Below are 17,105 nucleotides of genomic sequence, written 5' to 3'. Positions count from 1 at the left end.
CGTCCCTGACCTGATCCTCCCTGAAAAGCACTGCAATGGTATTTGTATGGCAGTTGTTATGCATTGGTATGTGCTGATTCCGCATAACATCTGATTAAGACGTATTGAGTATACATAAACACTGATGCATAAATTTTGCACTGTCTTATGAAGGTCTTAACATGGCTATATCCCAAAGACCCTTTGCTATTAACCGATTATAGAAATATTATTTATATAAAAATAACTGCGCTGTAACAGTAATTGTGCGGCATAAAGTTAAATGTGGGATGGCATGGCATGCCAGCGCCGTTCCATGTTTTCAGTAGGTGTATTCGGTTAATAGGAAGAAGGGGCGAATTCTTTCGCCCTTTCGCTATTTTAATTTAACTTGTGTAGTCACACTTCCAGCCAAATGTCTATAAAAGGTGTATGTTGTCTCTGCGTGCTCCTTGTGGGCGCCTGTCTGGGCGCTATTGCACAGGATTCGCTATTGATTTACCGGTCCCTGGACTCTGTCCGTCTTATGCCTAATGATACGGCAAAGGTGTCGCTGCTCATAAAAAAGGGCAGATCATTTTCCCGTTACTTCGATGTTCATAAAACAGATAATTTCTTCTGGCAGGAGGCCTTGCAACTTGCGCAGCGGCTGAAGTTTACCCGCGGGCTTACACTTGTCTACAACGAGCTTGGTACCTCCAAACGGAATAAGTCGCAGTACATCGTGGCGGAAGACTACCACGAAAAAGCCATCAAATACGCGGAGGAAGCCAATGATACGTTGCTGATCTGTTTCTCCTATAACAATGCCGGGGTGGACTGCCGGCGGCAGGACAAGCTGCAGCAGGCCTTTGATTACCACCTGCATGCTTTGCAGCTGGCAGAGAAGGTGCATGATATCCGCAATATCTGTGTAGCTACCAACAGCATCGGTAATATCCAGCTGACAGCTGAAAATTATGACGACGCTATCCGCCACTTTGAACGGGCGTTGAAACTGGAAGAGCAAAGTAATAATGACCTGGGTGTAGCCATTAACCTTGGTAACCTGGGATATGCCTATCAGGGTCAGGGTAAGCTGGAACAGGCTATCCAGTATTACAAACGCTCACTGGCAGTGAATCAGAAGATGGATAATCCAACGGGAATGTCTATCTGTTATAATGCATTAGGGGCAGCCTGTAAGGAGAAGAAAGACTATGCAGCGGCGATGGACTATCTGAAAAAGGCGCTGGCTGTAAATGATAAGGTGGATGATAAAGTGCATATCGCAGAAAGCTACCTGAACATTGGCAAGCTGCTGGGTGCGCAGGGCAAACATGATGAAGCCCGGAAATTCATTCAGCAGTCGGTAGATCTCAGCACTTATTGGAACTTCAAGTCCATGCTGATGGACGCCTATAAGGCGCTGGCGGCAGACTATAAGGAAAGTGGTGATTTCCGGCGGTCTATGGATGCTACGGATAAATCGTTGCTGTATAAAGACAGTATTCTGAGTGAAAAATCATCGATGGCGCTTACCCAGATGCAGACCATTTACGAGGTGGACCGGAAGGATAATCAGATTAAGACCCTTGAGCACGACAAAATGGTAGGAGAGCTACGCACCAAGCGGAATGTGATTTTCACTTTTGCGCTGGCGGGGTTTCTGCTGATGGCGATAGTGGGTGGATTCTTCTACATCCGTCACCGTAACCTGGAAGCCAACAAGCAGACGTTGCAGCTGGAGCTGCGCTCACTGCGTTCGCAGATGAATCCGCATTTCATCTTCAATTCGCTTAGTTCTATTCACCGTTATATCTGGAGCAACAACCAGGAAGAGGCTTCAGATTATCTCACAAAATTCTCCCGGCTGATGCGCCTCATCCTGGATAATACCCAGCATACTTTTGTTACATTGAACAAGGAGCTGGAATCACTCCGGTTGTACCTGGATCTTGAATCCCTGCGTTGCAACGGCGTATTTGATTACACTATTGAAATCGGGGATGATATTAATGAAGAGGAAGTACTTATTCCTCCCATGATTCTGCAGCCCTATGTGGAGAATGCTATCTGGCATGGCCTTGTGCATAAGCATAATGAGAAAGGCAAGCTGGATATTGCTATTAATCTGAATGGAAGGAGCCTCGTATGTACTATTACCGACAATGGAATAGGCCGGCGCAGGGCGATGGAAATAAAAGAGAAGAAAGGGAAGGGACATAACTCCGTGGGCATGAAAGTAACGGAGGGAAGAATAGACCTTATACGCAAGATCAACAACAAAGAAGCAAAGGTAACTGTTACAGACCTTGAATACGATGCCGGAGAGCCGGCGGGGACCAAAGTAACCATAATTTTACCGGCAGAATTTATTTTTTGATACTGCTATGCAACCTACTAACAGCGACTATAAAAAACCTACAAAGCATGAGCGATATCCGAGCTATCATCGTGGATGATGAGCAACATTGCATTGATGCGCTGCAGACAATGTTACAGAAGAAATGTCCGGGAGTGGAAGTGGTGGGAACAGCCCAGAGCGTCAGGGAAGCTAAAGATAAGGTGGATGAGCTTCACCCTGATCTTGTATTCCTGGATGTAGAAATGCCGCACCAGAATGGATTTGAGCTGCTGAAGCAGTATGACCGTGTATTCTTTGAAGTGATCTTCACGACTGCTTATGAACAGTATGCACTAAAAGCCATTAAGTTCAATGCGCTTGATTATTTGCTGAAGCCCTTTAGTGTAAAGGAATTGCAGGATGCCCTGGAAAAATGCCGGGAAAGGCACCAGTTGCGCAAACACGATATGAGTGTTTCTCCTATGGATGTATTCCTGCAGAATATGAGAACCCTTCAGCAGACGCACCGGAAAATAGCGCTGCCTACGATCAACGGGCTTGTGTTCATGCCTATACAGAATATTGTGCGTTGTGAGTCGACCGGTAACTATACCCGCATTTTTTTCACCGACAAGAAAAACCTGATGGTGTCAAGGCCGTTGAAAGAATTTGAAGAACTGCTCACAGATGCTGATTTTTTCCGGGTACATAATTCTCATTTGATCAATCTTCAGCAGATGCAGTCATATATACAGGGAGAGGGTGGCTTTGCGTTGATGAGCGATGGTGCGCAGGTGGAAGTGTCGAGAAGACGCAAAGCTGATTTTCTGAAGAGGGCCATGCAGTTCTGAATTGCCGGCTGCAATGCAGGTGAAGTTGCAGTCTCCGATTTTATTCGTTTTTATACCAGTTATTATCAATATACTACCGGATAATAAATGGCTGTTGCGGCAGGAGGGGAGATGAACTACATTTGAATTACGATTTTAAAATTAACCACATATAAAGATTTTATTCTCTGCATTACTAGCGTGATTAGCCCCAAAGAAAAAAGACACCGGAAGGTGTCTTTTTTGTATTGAATATACTTGTGTTAAATCTTATACGGATGGAATAAATTAATCAGCTATTGCGAGTTCATCGGCTTTATGCTCGAGTCCATAGAAGGACAGGAGCCGACGAATGACTCCTTCCACGAGGGCATCCGGACAGGATGCGCCGCTGGTCAGCAACACTGTAACCTGTTCTTTTTCTGGTAAAAAAGTATCACTGTGCATACCGGTTTTATGATGGAAATCCCAGTGATCTATCGTGGTGGCGGAGTGCATATTTTCTGCTGCTGATATGAAGTAGGTGGGTAGTTTTTCTTCACACAGTTCCACCAGGTGTGATGTGTTGGAGCTATTATAGCCGCCTACTACGATGGCCAGATCGGCTGCTTCCTGGAGCATACCGGTTACAGCGCTCTGGTTGTCGTTGGTGGCGTAACAGAGTGTATCGCGGGTATCTGCGAAGCGTTCTCCGATATTGGTTTCGGTGAGTTGGTAATGGTTCGCGATTACCTGGCGGATATAATCTGCAATAGCCTGTGTTTCGGTAGCAAGCATGGTGGTCTGGTTTACCACGCCTACCCGCTGAAGGTCTTTCGTAATGTCAAATCCCGATGAATACTGACCTTTGAACAGGGAGTAGAATTCTTCGGCAGATCTTTTACCGGTGATGAAATCAGCAAGCATTTCTGCTTCCTGTATATCTTTTACTACTATTGTAGGTGTATTAAACTGGCTGTGGGAGAAGGTGGCGCGGGTTTCCTCATGTTTGGGTTTGCCGTGTACGATTACTGTGTAGTTCTTCTTCCCGATCTGTTCAGCCTTATTCCATACTCTTTCTACAAAAGGACAGGTTGTGTTGTATTTCAGTGGTTCTATGCCCAGTGACGCGAGGTGCTTTTCAATTTCCAGGGTAGTACCGAAAGCCGGGATGATCACAATATCGTCGGACTGGAGTGACTCCCAGGGCACGAGCTGATTGCCCGCCGTATCCATGATGAACTGAACGCCGCGTTCTATCAGGTCGTTGTTCACATGAGGGTTATGTATCATCTCACTCAGGAGGAATATGCGTTTGCCAGGATTTTCTTCCACTGTTCTGAAGGCGATTTCTATGGCATTTTCCACGCCATAGCAGAAACCAAAATGTCTGGCCAGTAGTATCCGGATTGGTCCGAAATCTAGTGTGGTAGGGGTAAAGTCCTTTTTCATGCGGTCCTCCTGTTTGCGCTTATTCTTGATAGCGCTGATCAGCGGACTGCGATATATAACCGGAACATTGAATGTTTTCATGTGTAAAAACGAAAGATTGAAGGACAAAGTTAAAAAATAGGGATCAGCTTTCGGGCGTTCTTGCTGAGATTCAGGAAAACGGTTGATGCGATCAGTTCTCTTTGCTTACTTTGTCCAGCCAGGCTTTTTCTTCTGCGCTAAGGCTGTTGTAGCCTTTTTCGTTGATTTTGTCCAGCAGTTGATCGAGGCGTGACTGATTGGTGTCGTCTGTTTTCTTTACCACTTTGAGGGGCGATTTCTTTGCCTTGAACTGTGATTGTTTTTTCTGTCTGGCTTCTTTGCGGGTGTTGGCGTCAAACAGCCAGATAAGTGGTTTGCAGAGGTCGGTGCCGCTCTGGAGGAACTTGATATAGCAGAAGCCCAGCAGGGCGCCGCCCATGTGGGCTACGATGCCGCCCAGGTTGCCTTGCGGAATGGAGATGAGGCCCAGCAGAATCAGGGCGATGGCGAGCCATTTGAGTCTTACGCTGCCAAAGAAGAGCAGTCCTATTTCGTAATTGGGCATGAGGGTGGCACAGGCCACCAGGATACACATTACGGATGCGGAAGCGCCGATCATGGTGGCGTCAAGGTCGCTTCTGATCAGGTTGTAGGTGAGCATATAGAGCGCTCCACCGGCAATACCGCCGAGCAGATACAGCGGTAGTATGCGCTGGTTGCCGAGAAAGCTGCGGAAGAGGTTTCCGAACCAGTAAAGGTTCAGCATATTGAAAAGTATATGGAATATTTCTACATGCACGAACATGTAGCTGATGATGCCCCAGGGCTTGGTTATAAAAACGTCCGGCCGGGAGTGGAGGGCGAGTTGGTTAAAGGTCCATGGAAAGACGTCGGCGCCCGGTGAAAAATAGGCGACTACACGCAATGCGTTGATCCCCAGAAAAATGATGATGTTCCAGAACAACAGGTAATTGACTGTGTTGCCCTGCCTGAGCCAGTAGCGAATATCCGATTGAAAAGAAGTGCCGTTCATATACACAAATTAAAATAAAATTCCCGGATTTTTTGTTCAGCGATGAGGATTTTGAGGGAGGGGAAATCCCCTTTGGCGCGGTTGATGAAAACAGGTAAAAACATCTTGTTATAGCAACATATGGAGGATGTTCCGGGTTGTGACAACCGTGATTTTTGTGTTGGGGCCATCCGCGTTGCAGTGTTTATTTTATAAATATGAAATTAAAATATGCCAAAACATGTGCCCGGATGGAGATCCAGCTGCATTTTCTTTCCTTAAAAATGCGGTAAAGCCGCTGAAATATCGTATTTTTGCAGTCCCAATAAAAAAGGGCGTCCGGGTATTCCGGAATGAATAAACATTTTTATGAGCGAAAACAACATTATTAACGAACAAAACGCTGAACAACAGGCTCCGCAGGCAGCTGCGACGGAAACAGCGACAAAAAAGGCTCCTGTAGTGGCTACTGCTCACGACGATTTCGACTGGAGCGTAGACAAACGTAACGTTTCTTCTTACAGCAAAGAAGAAAAAGAAAAGTATGACCAGACTTACGAAGGCACCTTCAAAGTATTTGAAGAAAACAGCCTGCTGACTGGTACTGTAGTTGGTCTGACCAACACAGATGTAGTGATCAACATCGGTTTCAAATCCGATGGTTTGATTTCTCTGAACGAATTCCGTGATTTACCTGGTCTGAAGATCGGTGATGAAGTGGAAGTACTGGTAGTAGAGAAAGAAGACCGCGATGGTAACCTGCACCTGAGCCGTAAACAGGCTCGCCAGAAACGTGCATGGGAAAAAATCGTGGAAGTTTACAAAACAGGCGAAGTGGTTACCGGTATTGTTACCAGCAAAACCAAAGGCGGCTTGATCGTAGACGTTTATGGTATGGAAACATTCCTGCCTGGTTCTCAGATCGACGTGAAACCTGTTACCGATTACGATCAGTTTGTAGGCAAAACCATGGAGTTCAAGGTGGTGAAAGTAAACGAAACCATCCGCAACGCCGTAGTTTCTCACAAGGCGCTGATCGAAAGCGATATCGAACAACAAAGGGTGGATATTATCTCCAAACTGGAAAAAGGCCAGGTATTGGAAGGTACTATCAAGAATATCACCGACTTCGGTGCGTTCATCGACCTGGGTGGTCTGGACGGTCTGCTGTATATCACCGATATCAGCTGGGGCCGTATCTCCCATCCGAGCGAAGTACTGCAGATGGATCAGAAAATCAACGTGGTGGTACTGGACTTCGACGACGAAAAACGTCGCATAAGCCTGGGCTACAAACAGCTGACTCCTCATCCATGGGATACTTTACCTGCTACCATCACTGAAGGTGCAAAAGTTAAAGGTAAAGTGGTTAACATCGAAGATTACGGTGCATTCCTGGAAATCATGCCGGGCGTAGAAGGTCTGGTTCACGTTTCTGAAATCTCCTGGGCTTCAACTCCTATCAACGCTAAAGAATTCTTCAAATTAGGCGAAGAATACGAAGCAGTGGTAGTTACCCTGAGCAAAGATGAGCGTAAGATGAGCCTGTCCATCAAACAGCTGACAGAAGATCCATGGTCTACTATCGAAACTAAATTCCCTGTAGACAGCCGTCACAAAGGTATCGTGAAAAACATCACTCCTTATGGCGTGTTCGTTGAACTGGAAACAGGTATTGGTGGTATGATCCACATCTCTGACCTGAGCTGGATCAAACGTTTCAACCACCCATCTGAATACACTAAAGTAGGTAACGAAATAGATGTTGTGATCCTGGGTATTGACAAAGAAAACCGTAAACTCAGCCTCGGTCACAAACAGATCGAAGAAGATCCATGGAATACTTTCGAAACTATCTTCCCGATCAACTCCGTACACGAAGGTACCGTTGTGAAGAAAGATGAGAAAGGTGCTACTGTTCAACTGCAGTACGGTCTGGAAGCATACGCTCCGGCACGTCACCTGAGAACAGAAGACGAAAAACCAATCAACGTTGAAGATGTGAAAGAATTCATGATTATCGAATTCGATCGCAGCGAAAAACGTATCCTGGTTTCTCACACCAGAGTATGGGAAAAAGCACAGGCTGAAGAGAAAGAAGCAGTAGCGAAAGAAAGAAAAGCTGAAGCTGACAAAACCCGTAAAGCAGTTAAGAACATCCAGGGTAAAGTAGAAAAAGCTACTTTAGGTGATCTGGGCGCTCTGGCTGAACTGAGAGAAAAACTGAAACAGTCTGAAGGCGGCGAAGAAAAAAGCGCACAGTAAGATCCGTTTCATTAAATAATAAATCCCGCTCTGAGTAATATCAGGGCGGGATTTTTATTTTGGTGATGTCTTATTCAAAAATGGCCACTACCCGTGCTGGTGCTGCGCTACCGCCTTTTATCTTCAGGGGGAACACGGCTACCTTGAAGCCGGAAGAGGGGAGTGCCCCCAGGTTTACCAGCTGCTCCATATGGCAGTATTCTTTCTCCTGACCTACCAGGTGGGCCTGCCAGAAATAATCGGCCTTGTTGTTTTTACGGGCAGCTTGTGCCATATATTTTAATGGAAGATCGAAGCCCCATTGATCAATGCCCATCACTTTTACGCCCTGGTCTATCAGCCAGTGAGTGGCTTCTGCGCTCATGCCGGTGCCGCGCATCGGGTATTCGCTGGTGCCGATGTATTGGTCACGGCCAGTGTAGATCAGCACAATTGTGCCTGGAGTGATGACGGCTCCGCTTTTTTCCAGATCCTTCTGTATATCCGTTACGGTTATTTCCTCCAGGTCGGCTTTGTGAGTCATGTTCAGTACTACGCCGGGACCATAGCACCATTCCAGTGGTACTTCATCGATGGTTTTGGCAGGCTGTCCATTTACCACCGGGCTGTAATGCCAGGGAGCATCTATGTGGGTGGCTGCATGCACACCCATACCGGTGATTTTGTCGTCGGCCCATCCCTGGAAGCCTTTGGGGAAAAGCCTGGCCGGCAGGCCCAGGAAGAAGCGGATGAGCATTCTGCTTTGTTTATGCGACTTGTGTTTGATTTTAATACGCATAAACCAGGGGTCCTGTTTGTTGTACTCGATGGTTTTGGAGAGGTCGATGATCTTCATGGGCTGGTAACAGTAATGATTTAGATCCATAAAGATGGTTAACTGTTACCAGCATTCAAAATATTGCGGCGGAAATTATCTCATCAGTGAGCTGAGCGTGGTGTCATTGAAATCCAGCAAGGAATTGAGCCGGAGGTTGGCTACGGCGTAGCGGATATCCTGCTGGTTGTGCGCTTCCGGCACTACTACGGTTGTCATACGTGCAGCTTTGGCCGCAATCATACCGGTAACAGAATCTTCAAAGGCGATACATTGCAATGGGTCGCTTTCCAGCGCTTTGGCACAGGCGAGATATACGGCAGGATGCGGTTTGCCATAGTCTTCGAACTCTGCAGAGTATACTGCCTGGAACGCGGATTTGATGTTCAGGTGATTCAGCACAGCTTCTATCAGTCGCAGCGGCGAAGAAGAAGCGAGGCCCATCTTAAATCCTTTCTCTCTGAAATACTGCAGAATGTATTCCACGCCTTCCATCGGTTTCCCTTCGGCAATGATCTTCTGTATTACACTATCTATTATCTCTTCGGTTACCTGTTCTGCACTTTTACCTTCCCATTTGAAGTAATTATGCCAGTAGCTTACCACTTCCTTAGTGCGCAGACCGGTTGTCTGGTGCGACATTTCTTTAGATAAAGTTACTCCTACCGTTGCAAATACTTCCCGGATGGCGATGCCCCAGAGTGGTTCTGAGTCTACGAGGAGGCCATCCATATCGAATATTACTGTGTTGATCATTGCCTGACTATGATTTTTATGAGTTCCGCAGTGAGCGGAGATCTTAGCGGATATTTGTCTGAACTGTGATTTTTTTGATTAGCATGATGAAGATGATGAGAGGATAGTTCAACGTCTTCATTACGAGGATCAAAAATAGGAGCAAAGGTAAAAAAATCGCAGTCAATCTTCGCCTGTCATCTTCATTATGCTAATCAAAAAAACAGCGTTCAGACATTATCCGCACATCATTAATCATCATACCCATAACAAAAAGTTATACCTCATAAACAGTGGTTATTACCCGGCTGCGCTATTTTAAAATAGCGTTGTCTGTAATCCTTTGCTGTATGGGCGTTTATAAAGCGAGTTGCCGCCCCTTTTCAGAATAGTGATTTATGTAAAGTTTATTTTTATAATATGTTGTTGTTGTATTTAACAAAAAAAGTTTTGGAAAGATGAGGCGCATTTCTATCTTTGTATTACTCTACTAAAATTATAGGGAATATGGATAATGGTAGAAGAAATAGTTGCCATCATAGTAGTTGCTGTTGTAAAAACAGCGGCGGAGCGCGTGTTGTATGAAAAACAAGTGATTATCTGACTTTAATCATTCAAATAATACGAAGCCTCCGCAACAGTACGGGGGCTTTTTGATTTTTGTGCCGGCCCCATCCACCAATCAAAATTTTTACCACCAGAAAATACTTTTTATGCAAAGCTTCAGAACAGAACTCGAAAATCCGATTGTAGAACGGGATATTATAGAACTGGAGAAGAAGATCCGCCTGTTTCGCGAAGGCAGTATTCCGGATGAGAAATTCCGCAGCCTTCGTCTTGCACGCGGCGTGTACGGCCAGCGCCAGCAAGGTGTGCAGATGGTCCGCATAAAACTGCCTTACGGTAAAATGACCCTGCAGCAGTGGAAACGTATTGCTGATATTTCCGACGAATATTCTACCGGGAATCTTCACCTCACAACCCGCCAGGATATACAGATTCACTTTGTAAGCCTGGACAGAACGCCGGAACTGTGGTCCAAACTGGAACTGGACGACATCACTATCCGTGAGGCCTGTGGCAACACGGTACGTAATATCACTGCATCAGACCGCGCCGGTATTGATCCGGAAGAACCATTTGACGTAACGCCATATGCAGACGCAGCTTTCCGTTATTTCCTGCGCAACCCGGTGTGCCAGGACATGGGCCGCAAAATAAAAATAGCTTTCTCTTCCAGCGACAAAGACACCGCCTGGGCTTTCATGCATGATTTTGGTCTGATACCCAAACTGAAAGAAGTAAACGGAGAAACGATCCGGGGCTTCAAAGTAATGGTGGGCGGAGGTTTGGGCGCACAGCCTTTCCTTGCAAAGACAGCTTTCGAATTCCTGGAAGAAGAAAAACTGATTCCGTATATTGAGAACGTACTGCGCGTATTTGACCGCTATGGAGAAAGAGCCAGCAGGCACAAAGCACGTATGAAATTCCTGATCCAGAAGATAGGAATGGAAGAATTTGAGCGCCTGGTGAAGGAAGAGTACCCTGCTGTAAAAGTGAAAGAACTGAAAGTGGATGTGGATGCCTGGAAAGAGACTATACCGCCACAAATTGGTACTGTGCCGGCTTACAGCATCAAAGACCAGCAAAAGTTCATAGCTTGGAAAGCTACCAACACCTTTGAGCAGAAACAAAAAGGATACCTCGGCGCTTACATCAGGGTGCCGCTGGGTAATATCAGCTCAGTGATCAGCCGCCAGCTTATAGAGGCATTGCGGCCTGTGATCGCAGACGACGTACGTGTAACGGCCAACCAGGATCTGCTGCTGAAATATATACTGCCTGAGCATCTGCCTTATGTATTCAGCGTATTGGAAGACGCAGGCTTTGCCGCTCCCGGCTTCGACAGTATTGCAGACATCACTGCATGTCCAGGTACCGATACTTGTAACCTTGCTATCTCCAGCAGCACCGGTATTTCAACAGCACTGGAAGATGTGATTGCCGCTGAATTTCCTGACCTGGTGCACAACAAGGACATTAAGATAAAGATCAGCGGATGTATGAACTCGTGCGGACAGCACGGTATTGCCAACATCGGCTTCCATGGCAGCTCATTGAAAAGCGGTGGTAAAGTACTGCCAGCCCTGCAGGTTTTGCTGGGAGGTGGTATCCTCGGCAACGGCGAAGGCCGTGTGGCAGACAAAGTAATCAAAGTACCCAGCCGCCGTGGTCCGGACGTATTGCGTACCCTGCTGCATGATTATGAAATCAATGCTTTACCGCAGGAACTTTTCAATAGCTATTATGACCGCCGGAGTGAAAAATATTTCTATGAACTGCTGAAACCCCTGGCGGATATCACAAGTCTGAAAGACGAAGATTTTGTAGACTGGGGTCAGGCGGAACAGTATGCTACAGCCATCGGCGTGGGCGAATGCGCCGGTGTGGTGATTGACCTGGTAGCTACCTTGTTGCTGGAAGCAGACGAAAAACTGCAGCTGGGGGCGGAAGCTATCCTGAACGGTGCATACGGAGACGGGATCTATCATGCCTATTCTTCTTTTGTACAGGGTGCAAAAGCACTGCTGCTCGGCGAGAGTGTAAACTGTAACACACAGAACGGCATTATCAATGATTTCGACAAACACTTTGTAGCTACGGGTAAGTTCAGCTTCGAAACTGATTTCAAAACATTGGTATTCCTGATTAACAGCAGCGAGCCGACAGAGGCTTTCGCCCGCGAATATTTCCGTCAGGCGCAGCGCTTCTATGAAGAAGCACAGGTATACCGCCAGCGTACAGCTGAACCGGTACAGGCGTAATTCTTTTTTCATTATCTATCTAAACATCATATCAAATGCAGCATATACAACCGAAACTCACACTGGTAGGCGCAGGTCCCGGAGATCCTGAACTGATCACCGTTAAAGGACTGAAGGCTATTCAGCAGGCAAGGGTAATACTCTACGATGCACTTTCCAACAACGAATTACTGGAATATGCACCGGCCAACTGTCTGCGTCGTTTTGTTGGTAAGCGTGCGGGTATGCATGTGTATTCACAGGAAGAGATCAACAGGATGATTGTCAAGTACGCATTGACCTACGGCAGCGTGGTACGGCTGAAAGGAGGCGACTCCTTTGTATTTGGCCGTGGCCAGGAAGAAATAGCTTTCGCGCAGCAGTTTGGTATTGCAGCGGAAGTGGTACCTGGTATTTCCAGCGCTATCTCTGTGCCTGGTGTGAACAAGATTCCGGTGACTGCGCGCAATGTCAGTGAAGGCTTTTGGGTGATCACCGGTAACACGCAGAATGGTAATTTGTCGCGCGATCTCGAGCATGCCATCCACGCGAACACAACGGTGGTGATATTGATGGGGATGAGTAAGCTGGGGGAGATAGCAGCCATCTATGAAGCGCAGGGCAGGGGGCAAACGCCTGCTGCCATCATACAGAATGGCACGCTGCCGACGCAGAAAATGGGGATGGGGCATGCGGCAGATCTTGCGCAGATAGCGGCAGCACATCAGCTGCATAACCCGGCTATCATTGTGATTGGAGAAGTGGTGCGCTTTCATGAAGCATTTGAAGCCTTACAGACAAAAGTTGCAGAAGAACTTAAAATTGCTGTATAATGGAAAATCAGTTATTCCCGGTGTTTTTCAAGCTACACCGCCTCAGCGTGCTGGTGGTGGGTGGTGGAAATATCGGACTCGAGAAGGTTACTGCCATGTTGCAGAACTGCCCGGAAGGCAACATAACGGTGGTGGCTATACATTTTTTGCCTGAGCTTGAAGCGCTGGCGAAGCAGTACCCCAACGTAACGCTGATCCGTAAAGCATTTTCCTGCGGGGACCTGCTTGGGAAAGATCTGGTAATAGCTGCTACCAACAATAAAGAGGTGAATTATTGCGTGTGGGAAAAGGCCAAAGGCAGCAAAGTGCTGATTAATGTGGCGGACACACCTGACCTCTGTGATTTTTATCTCGGTTCCGTCGTACAGAAAGGTAATCTCAAGATTGCGATCTCCACCAATGGCAAATCACCTACCGTAGCCAAACGTCTGAAACAGGTGTTACAGGAGGCCATCCCGGATACGCTGGATGAGGTATTGAACAAACTCTATATCATACGTGATAAACTGAAGGGCGACTTCACCAGTAAGGTGAAAAAGCTGAACAGCCTCACCGACGTACTGGTGAGAGCAGAGAGCGAAAGCGCGTAGGTTCTCGCGGAGAACGCATAAGTAAAGCAAAGAGCGCAAAGGATTTTAAGTAAGATTATGTTAGAGATCTAATTTTATTATGGTACTCAAAACGGTCTTTATCAACTTAAAAAATCCTTTGCGCTCTTTGCTTTACTTATGCGTTCTTTGCGAGAAAAAGATGAGCGGAAATCAACATCAGGAGATTATAGACGCCACTGTGGCTTATGTAAAGCGGGAGCTGGCGGGAGCGGAAGGCGGCCACGACTGGTGGCATATATACAGGGTCTGGCAGCAGTCGAAACAAATTGCGGCGGCGGAGGCGGTGGATATGCTGGTGGTGGAGCTGGGCGCGTTGTTACATGACATTGCCGATTCCAAGTTCCATGACGGGGATGAAAATATTGGTCCGGCAAAGGCCCGGGCATTTATGGAATCATTACAGCTGCCCGCAGCTACAATTGATCATGTGGAAAACATTATCCGGCACATTTCCTTCAAGGGAGGCAATAATGAAAGGGTGTTTTATTCACCGGAGCTGGGAGTGGTGCAGGATGCTGACCGGCTGGACGCTATGGGCGCAATCGGTATAGCGCGTGCGTTTAACTACGGCGGATTTAAAAACAGGGCTCTGTATGACCCTGCCGTGAAGCCGAATATGAATATGACCCGCGAAGAGTATAAGAAAAGTACTGCCCCTACCATTACACACTTCTACGAAAAGCTGCTCCTGCTGAAAGATAAAATGAACACCCCCACTGGCCGTGAGCTGGCAGCAGAAAGACATGTATTTATGGAACAGTTCCTGGAAAGGTTCTATAAAGAATGGGGACAATGATTTTTTTTGATTTTCCTGATTTCCCTGATGAAAGAAGATGATGACATGTTTATATCAGGGAAATCAGGAAAATCAAAAAAATCATTGTCAGATTTTCTCGAAGAACAATGCTTTCAGTTCATCCGCATCTTCAGGCTTCATCTTACCACCAAGGATAAGGCGCAGCTGGCGGCGGCGGAGAGCACCGTCATATAATTTTTTTTCCTCCTCTGTATTGGTGATAATGCCTGGAACCGGACGGGAGTTGCCATTGGGGTCCAGCGCTACAAAGGTCATGAATGCTTCATTGGACTTATAGCGGTATTGCTGAACCGGGTCTTCCCCCCATACTCTCATGTGTACTTCCATGGAAGTATTGAATGCGCGGCTCACTTTTGCTTCGATATGCACCACGTTACCCAGTTTGATGGGATTTTCGAAAGATATATTGTCCACAGACGCCGTTACTACCGGTGCGCTGCAATGTTTCATACAGGCGAGGGCGGCAGCGATGTCCATCCAGTACATCAGACGGCCTCCCATGAGGTTGCCGAAAGTATTGGTATCATTGGGCAGCACCAGTTCCGTCATCTGTATAAGCGAGTCCTGTGCTCTCTTAGGCGTTAAAGTCATCTTTTATGTATTTCGGACGCAAATTTACTGTATATATAGGTATCGATCCAAAGATACTGCTGACGGGTCATCCATTGGATGAAGGTTTTTAACAAATAATTTCCCGCACTTGAAAATTCTTTAAAACGCTCTACTGATCTATGATCAGAGCTGAACAGAATCCCTCAAAAATTAACAAACAAATAAAAGTGCGGGTTTAAAAACTTGGGTGCGAAACATTTTTGTGTAACTTTGCATGACCTCCGGAAGTAGTTTACTTGACAGGTATTACACCAAACGCAATCTGGCACTTCCCACTTTTATAGGTCAAGTATTTTAGCTGAATTTTAGTTTTATGGCAAAATATATCTTCGTTACGGGAGGTGTTACTTCCTCTTTGGGTAAAGGAATTATAGCCGCCTCGCTGGCTAAATTATTGCAGGCACGTGGCTTTAGAGTGACTATTCAGAAGTTCGATCCATACATCAATGTGGATCCGGGAACGTTAAACCCTTATGAGCACGGGGAATGTTACGTAACAGAAGATGGCGCAGAAACAGATCTGGACCTGGGGCACTACGAGCGTTTCCTCAATACGCCTACTTCTCAGGCCAACAACGTTACTACAGGCCGTATTTATCAGACTGTTATCAACAAGGAAAGGGAAGGCGCCTATCTGGGTAAAACCGTGCAGGTGATCCCTCACATTACTGATGAGATCAAACGCCGTATCCTGCTGTTGGGTAAAGACGGTAAGTATGACATCGTTATCACGGAGTTGGGCGGAACTGTGGGAGACATTGAATCGCTGCCTTACATTGAAGCGGTTCGCCAGTTACAATGGGAGCTGGGCGAAGAGGACTGCCTGGTAGTGCATCTTACACTGATTCCTTACCTGCGTGCTGCAAAAGAGCTGAAAACAAAGCCTACACAGCACTCCGTGCGCCTACTGAGCGAGTATGGCGTGCATCCGGACATCATCGTATGCCGTACAGAAGAGCCTATGTACCGCGACCTGAAAAAGAAGATCGCGCTTTTCTGTAATGTGCAGGTAGATGCTGTCATTGAAGCCAACGACGTACCTACTATATACGAAGTGCCGCTTGAAATGATGCGCGAGAAACTGGATGTTTCTGTACTTAAACGCCTGAATCTCCCGGTGGAAAAAGAGCCGGAACTTACCAAATGGCGCGAGTTCCTGGATAAGCTCAAGTATCCTAAATCCAAGGTGACGATAGGACTGATTGGTAAATACGTAGAGTTACAGGATGCCTATAAGTCGATCCTGGAATCGTTTATACATGCAGGTTCCCTGAACGAGTGCAAGGTGATTGTACAGAACATTCACTCTGAGCACATCACACCGGAGAACGTATGTGAAAAACTGAAGAACCTCGATGGCTTGCTGGTAGCACCGGGCTTCGGTCACCGTGGTATCGAGGGTAAGATCACAGCTATTCAGTATGCACGTGAAAACAATCTGCCTTTCTTTGGTATCTGTCTGGGGATGCAGATGAGCGTGGTTGAATACGCCCGCAACGTACTGGGCTGGAAAGACGCGCACTCTGTAGAAATGAACCCTGACACTTCTCATCCGGTAATCAACCTGATGGAAGAGCAGAAGAAGATCACGGCCAAGGGCGGTACTATGCGTCTGGGTGCTTATTCCTGTGAGCTGCAGCCAGGTTCCAGGGCTGCTGAAATATATGGCAGCACTTCTATCAGCGAAAGACACCGTCACCGCTATGAGTTCAATAACGAATACCTGGAGCAGTTTGAACAGGCTGGTATGATTCCTTCCGGTAAGAATCCGGAAAGCGGTCTCGTGGAAATGATAGAGTTGCCTAACCATCCTTTCTTTGTGGGCTCACAGTTCCATCCTGAGCTGAAAAGCACGGTGGAAAGTCCGGCTCCGCTGTTTGTATCCTTTATTAAGGCGGCCAAGCAGTATGCAGAAAATAAGAATGGTAAAACTGTGATCTCAGAAGAGAAAATAGCGCAGTAAGTATATTCAGACATTACACATTTTATTATATAAAGATGATTTTGTGGTTTGT

The 17,105-nt window shown here is 46.6% G+C and carries 13 protein-coding genes; 8 read left to right on the top strand and 5 right to left on the bottom strand.

The annotated features are described in order from the left end of the window. Positions 1-394: 394 nt before the first annotated feature. Positions 395-2,344 carry a tetratricopeptide repeat-containing sensor histidine kinase gene (locus tag VM802_RS07595; RefSeq protein ID WP_325529224.1) on the top strand — a complete coding sequence of 650 codons (1,950 nt, stop codon included), beginning with the start codon at positions 395-397 and terminating at the stop codon, positions 2,342-2,344. 47 nt (positions 2,345-2,391) lie between these two features. After that, on the top strand, positions 2,392-3,156 hold the full coding sequence (locus tag VM802_RS07590) for a LytR/AlgR family response regulator transcription factor (protein ID WP_325529223.1): 765 nt from the start codon (positions 2,392-2,394) through the stop codon (positions 3,154-3,156). 267 nt (positions 3,157-3,423) lie between these two features. On the opposite strand, the gene VM802_RS07585 is transcribed toward VM802_RS07590, so the two are convergent. After that, a complete protein-coding gene (locus VM802_RS07585; protein WP_325529222.1) occupies positions 3,424-4,647 on the bottom strand; it encodes a 4-hydroxy-3-methylbut-2-enyl diphosphate reductase in 1,224 nt (407 codons plus the stop codon). Positions 4,648-4,738: 91 nt separating this feature from the next. After that, positions 4,739-5,620 (bottom strand): rhomboid family intramembrane serine protease, encoded by an 882-nt coding sequence (locus VM802_RS07580; protein ID WP_325529221.1) that lies wholly within the window; start codon positions 5,618-5,620, stop codon positions 4,739-4,741. 348 nt (positions 5,621-5,968) lie between these two features. Here VM802_RS07580 and rpsA point away from each other — a divergent pair, with 348 nt between their 5' ends. Then, positions 5,969-7,864: a 30S ribosomal protein S1 gene (gene rpsA, locus VM802_RS07575; protein ID WP_325529220.1), complete on the top strand. Its 1,896-nt coding sequence runs from the start codon at positions 5,969-5,971 to the stop codon at positions 7,862-7,864. Positions 7,865-7,934: 70 nt separating this feature from the next. Here the strand turns inward: rpsA and VM802_RS07570 are convergent, their stop codons facing one another. Beyond that, positions 7,935-8,729, bottom strand: coding sequence for a cyclase family protein (locus tag VM802_RS07570; RefSeq protein WP_325529219.1), 795 nt, complete (start codon positions 8,727-8,729; stop codon positions 7,935-7,937). Between the two features lie 45 nt (positions 8,730-8,774). Beyond that, positions 8,775-9,434 carry a hexitol phosphatase HxpB gene (gene hxpB, locus VM802_RS07565; RefSeq protein ID WP_325529218.1) on the bottom strand — a complete coding sequence of 220 codons (660 nt, stop codon included), beginning with the start codon at positions 9,432-9,434 and terminating at the stop codon, positions 8,775-8,777. A 692-nt stretch (positions 9,435-10,126) separates the two neighbouring features. Between hxpB and VM802_RS07560 the strand changes: the two genes are divergently transcribed. From VM802_RS07560 to VM802_RS07545, 4 genes are all read left to right on the top strand, one after another. Beyond that, the gene (locus VM802_RS07560) at positions 10,127-12,238 is read left to right on the top strand and encodes a ferredoxin-like domain-containing protein (protein WP_325529217.1); all 2,112 of its coding nucleotides are present in this window, start codon (positions 10,127-10,129) and stop codon (positions 12,236-12,238) included. 35 nt (positions 12,239-12,273) lie between these two features. After that, positions 12,274-13,050 (top strand): uroporphyrinogen-III C-methyltransferase, encoded by a 777-nt coding sequence (cobA, locus tag VM802_RS07555; protein WP_325529216.1) that lies wholly within the window; start codon positions 12,274-12,276, stop codon positions 13,048-13,050. Then, positions 13,050-13,640: a precorrin-2 dehydrogenase/sirohydrochlorin ferrochelatase family protein gene (locus VM802_RS07550; RefSeq protein ID WP_325529215.1), complete on the top strand. Its 591-nt coding sequence runs from the start codon at positions 13,050-13,052 to the stop codon at positions 13,638-13,640. The genes cobA and VM802_RS07550 overlap by 1 nt, the downstream gene beginning before the upstream one ends. A 160-nt stretch (positions 13,641-13,800) precedes the next feature. Next, complete coding sequence (locus VM802_RS07545; RefSeq protein WP_325529214.1) at positions 13,801-14,457, top strand: HD domain-containing protein; 657 nt, start codon at positions 13,801-13,803, stop codon at positions 14,455-14,457. Positions 14,458-14,544: 87 nt separating this feature from the next. Here VM802_RS07545 and VM802_RS07540 read toward each other — a convergent pair whose 3' ends face one another. After that, positions 14,545-15,069, bottom strand: coding sequence for an acyl-CoA thioesterase (locus tag VM802_RS07540; protein WP_325529213.1), 525 nt, complete (start codon positions 15,067-15,069; stop codon positions 14,545-14,547). A 334-nt stretch (positions 15,070-15,403) separates the two neighbouring features. Between VM802_RS07540 and pyrG the strand changes: the two genes are divergently transcribed. Next, entirely contained in the window at positions 15,404-17,053 is a 1,650-nt protein-coding gene (gene pyrG, locus VM802_RS07535) for a CTP synthase (RefSeq protein WP_325529212.1), read from the top strand. Positions 17,054-17,105 lie beyond the last annotated feature (52 nt).

The sequence above is a fragment of the Chitinophaga sp. genome, assembly GCF_035538455.1.
Lineage (GTDB): Bacteria > Bacteroidota > Bacteroidia > Chitinophagales > Chitinophagaceae > Chitinophaga.
This window is presented reverse-complemented; position numbering and strand designations above follow the sequence as displayed.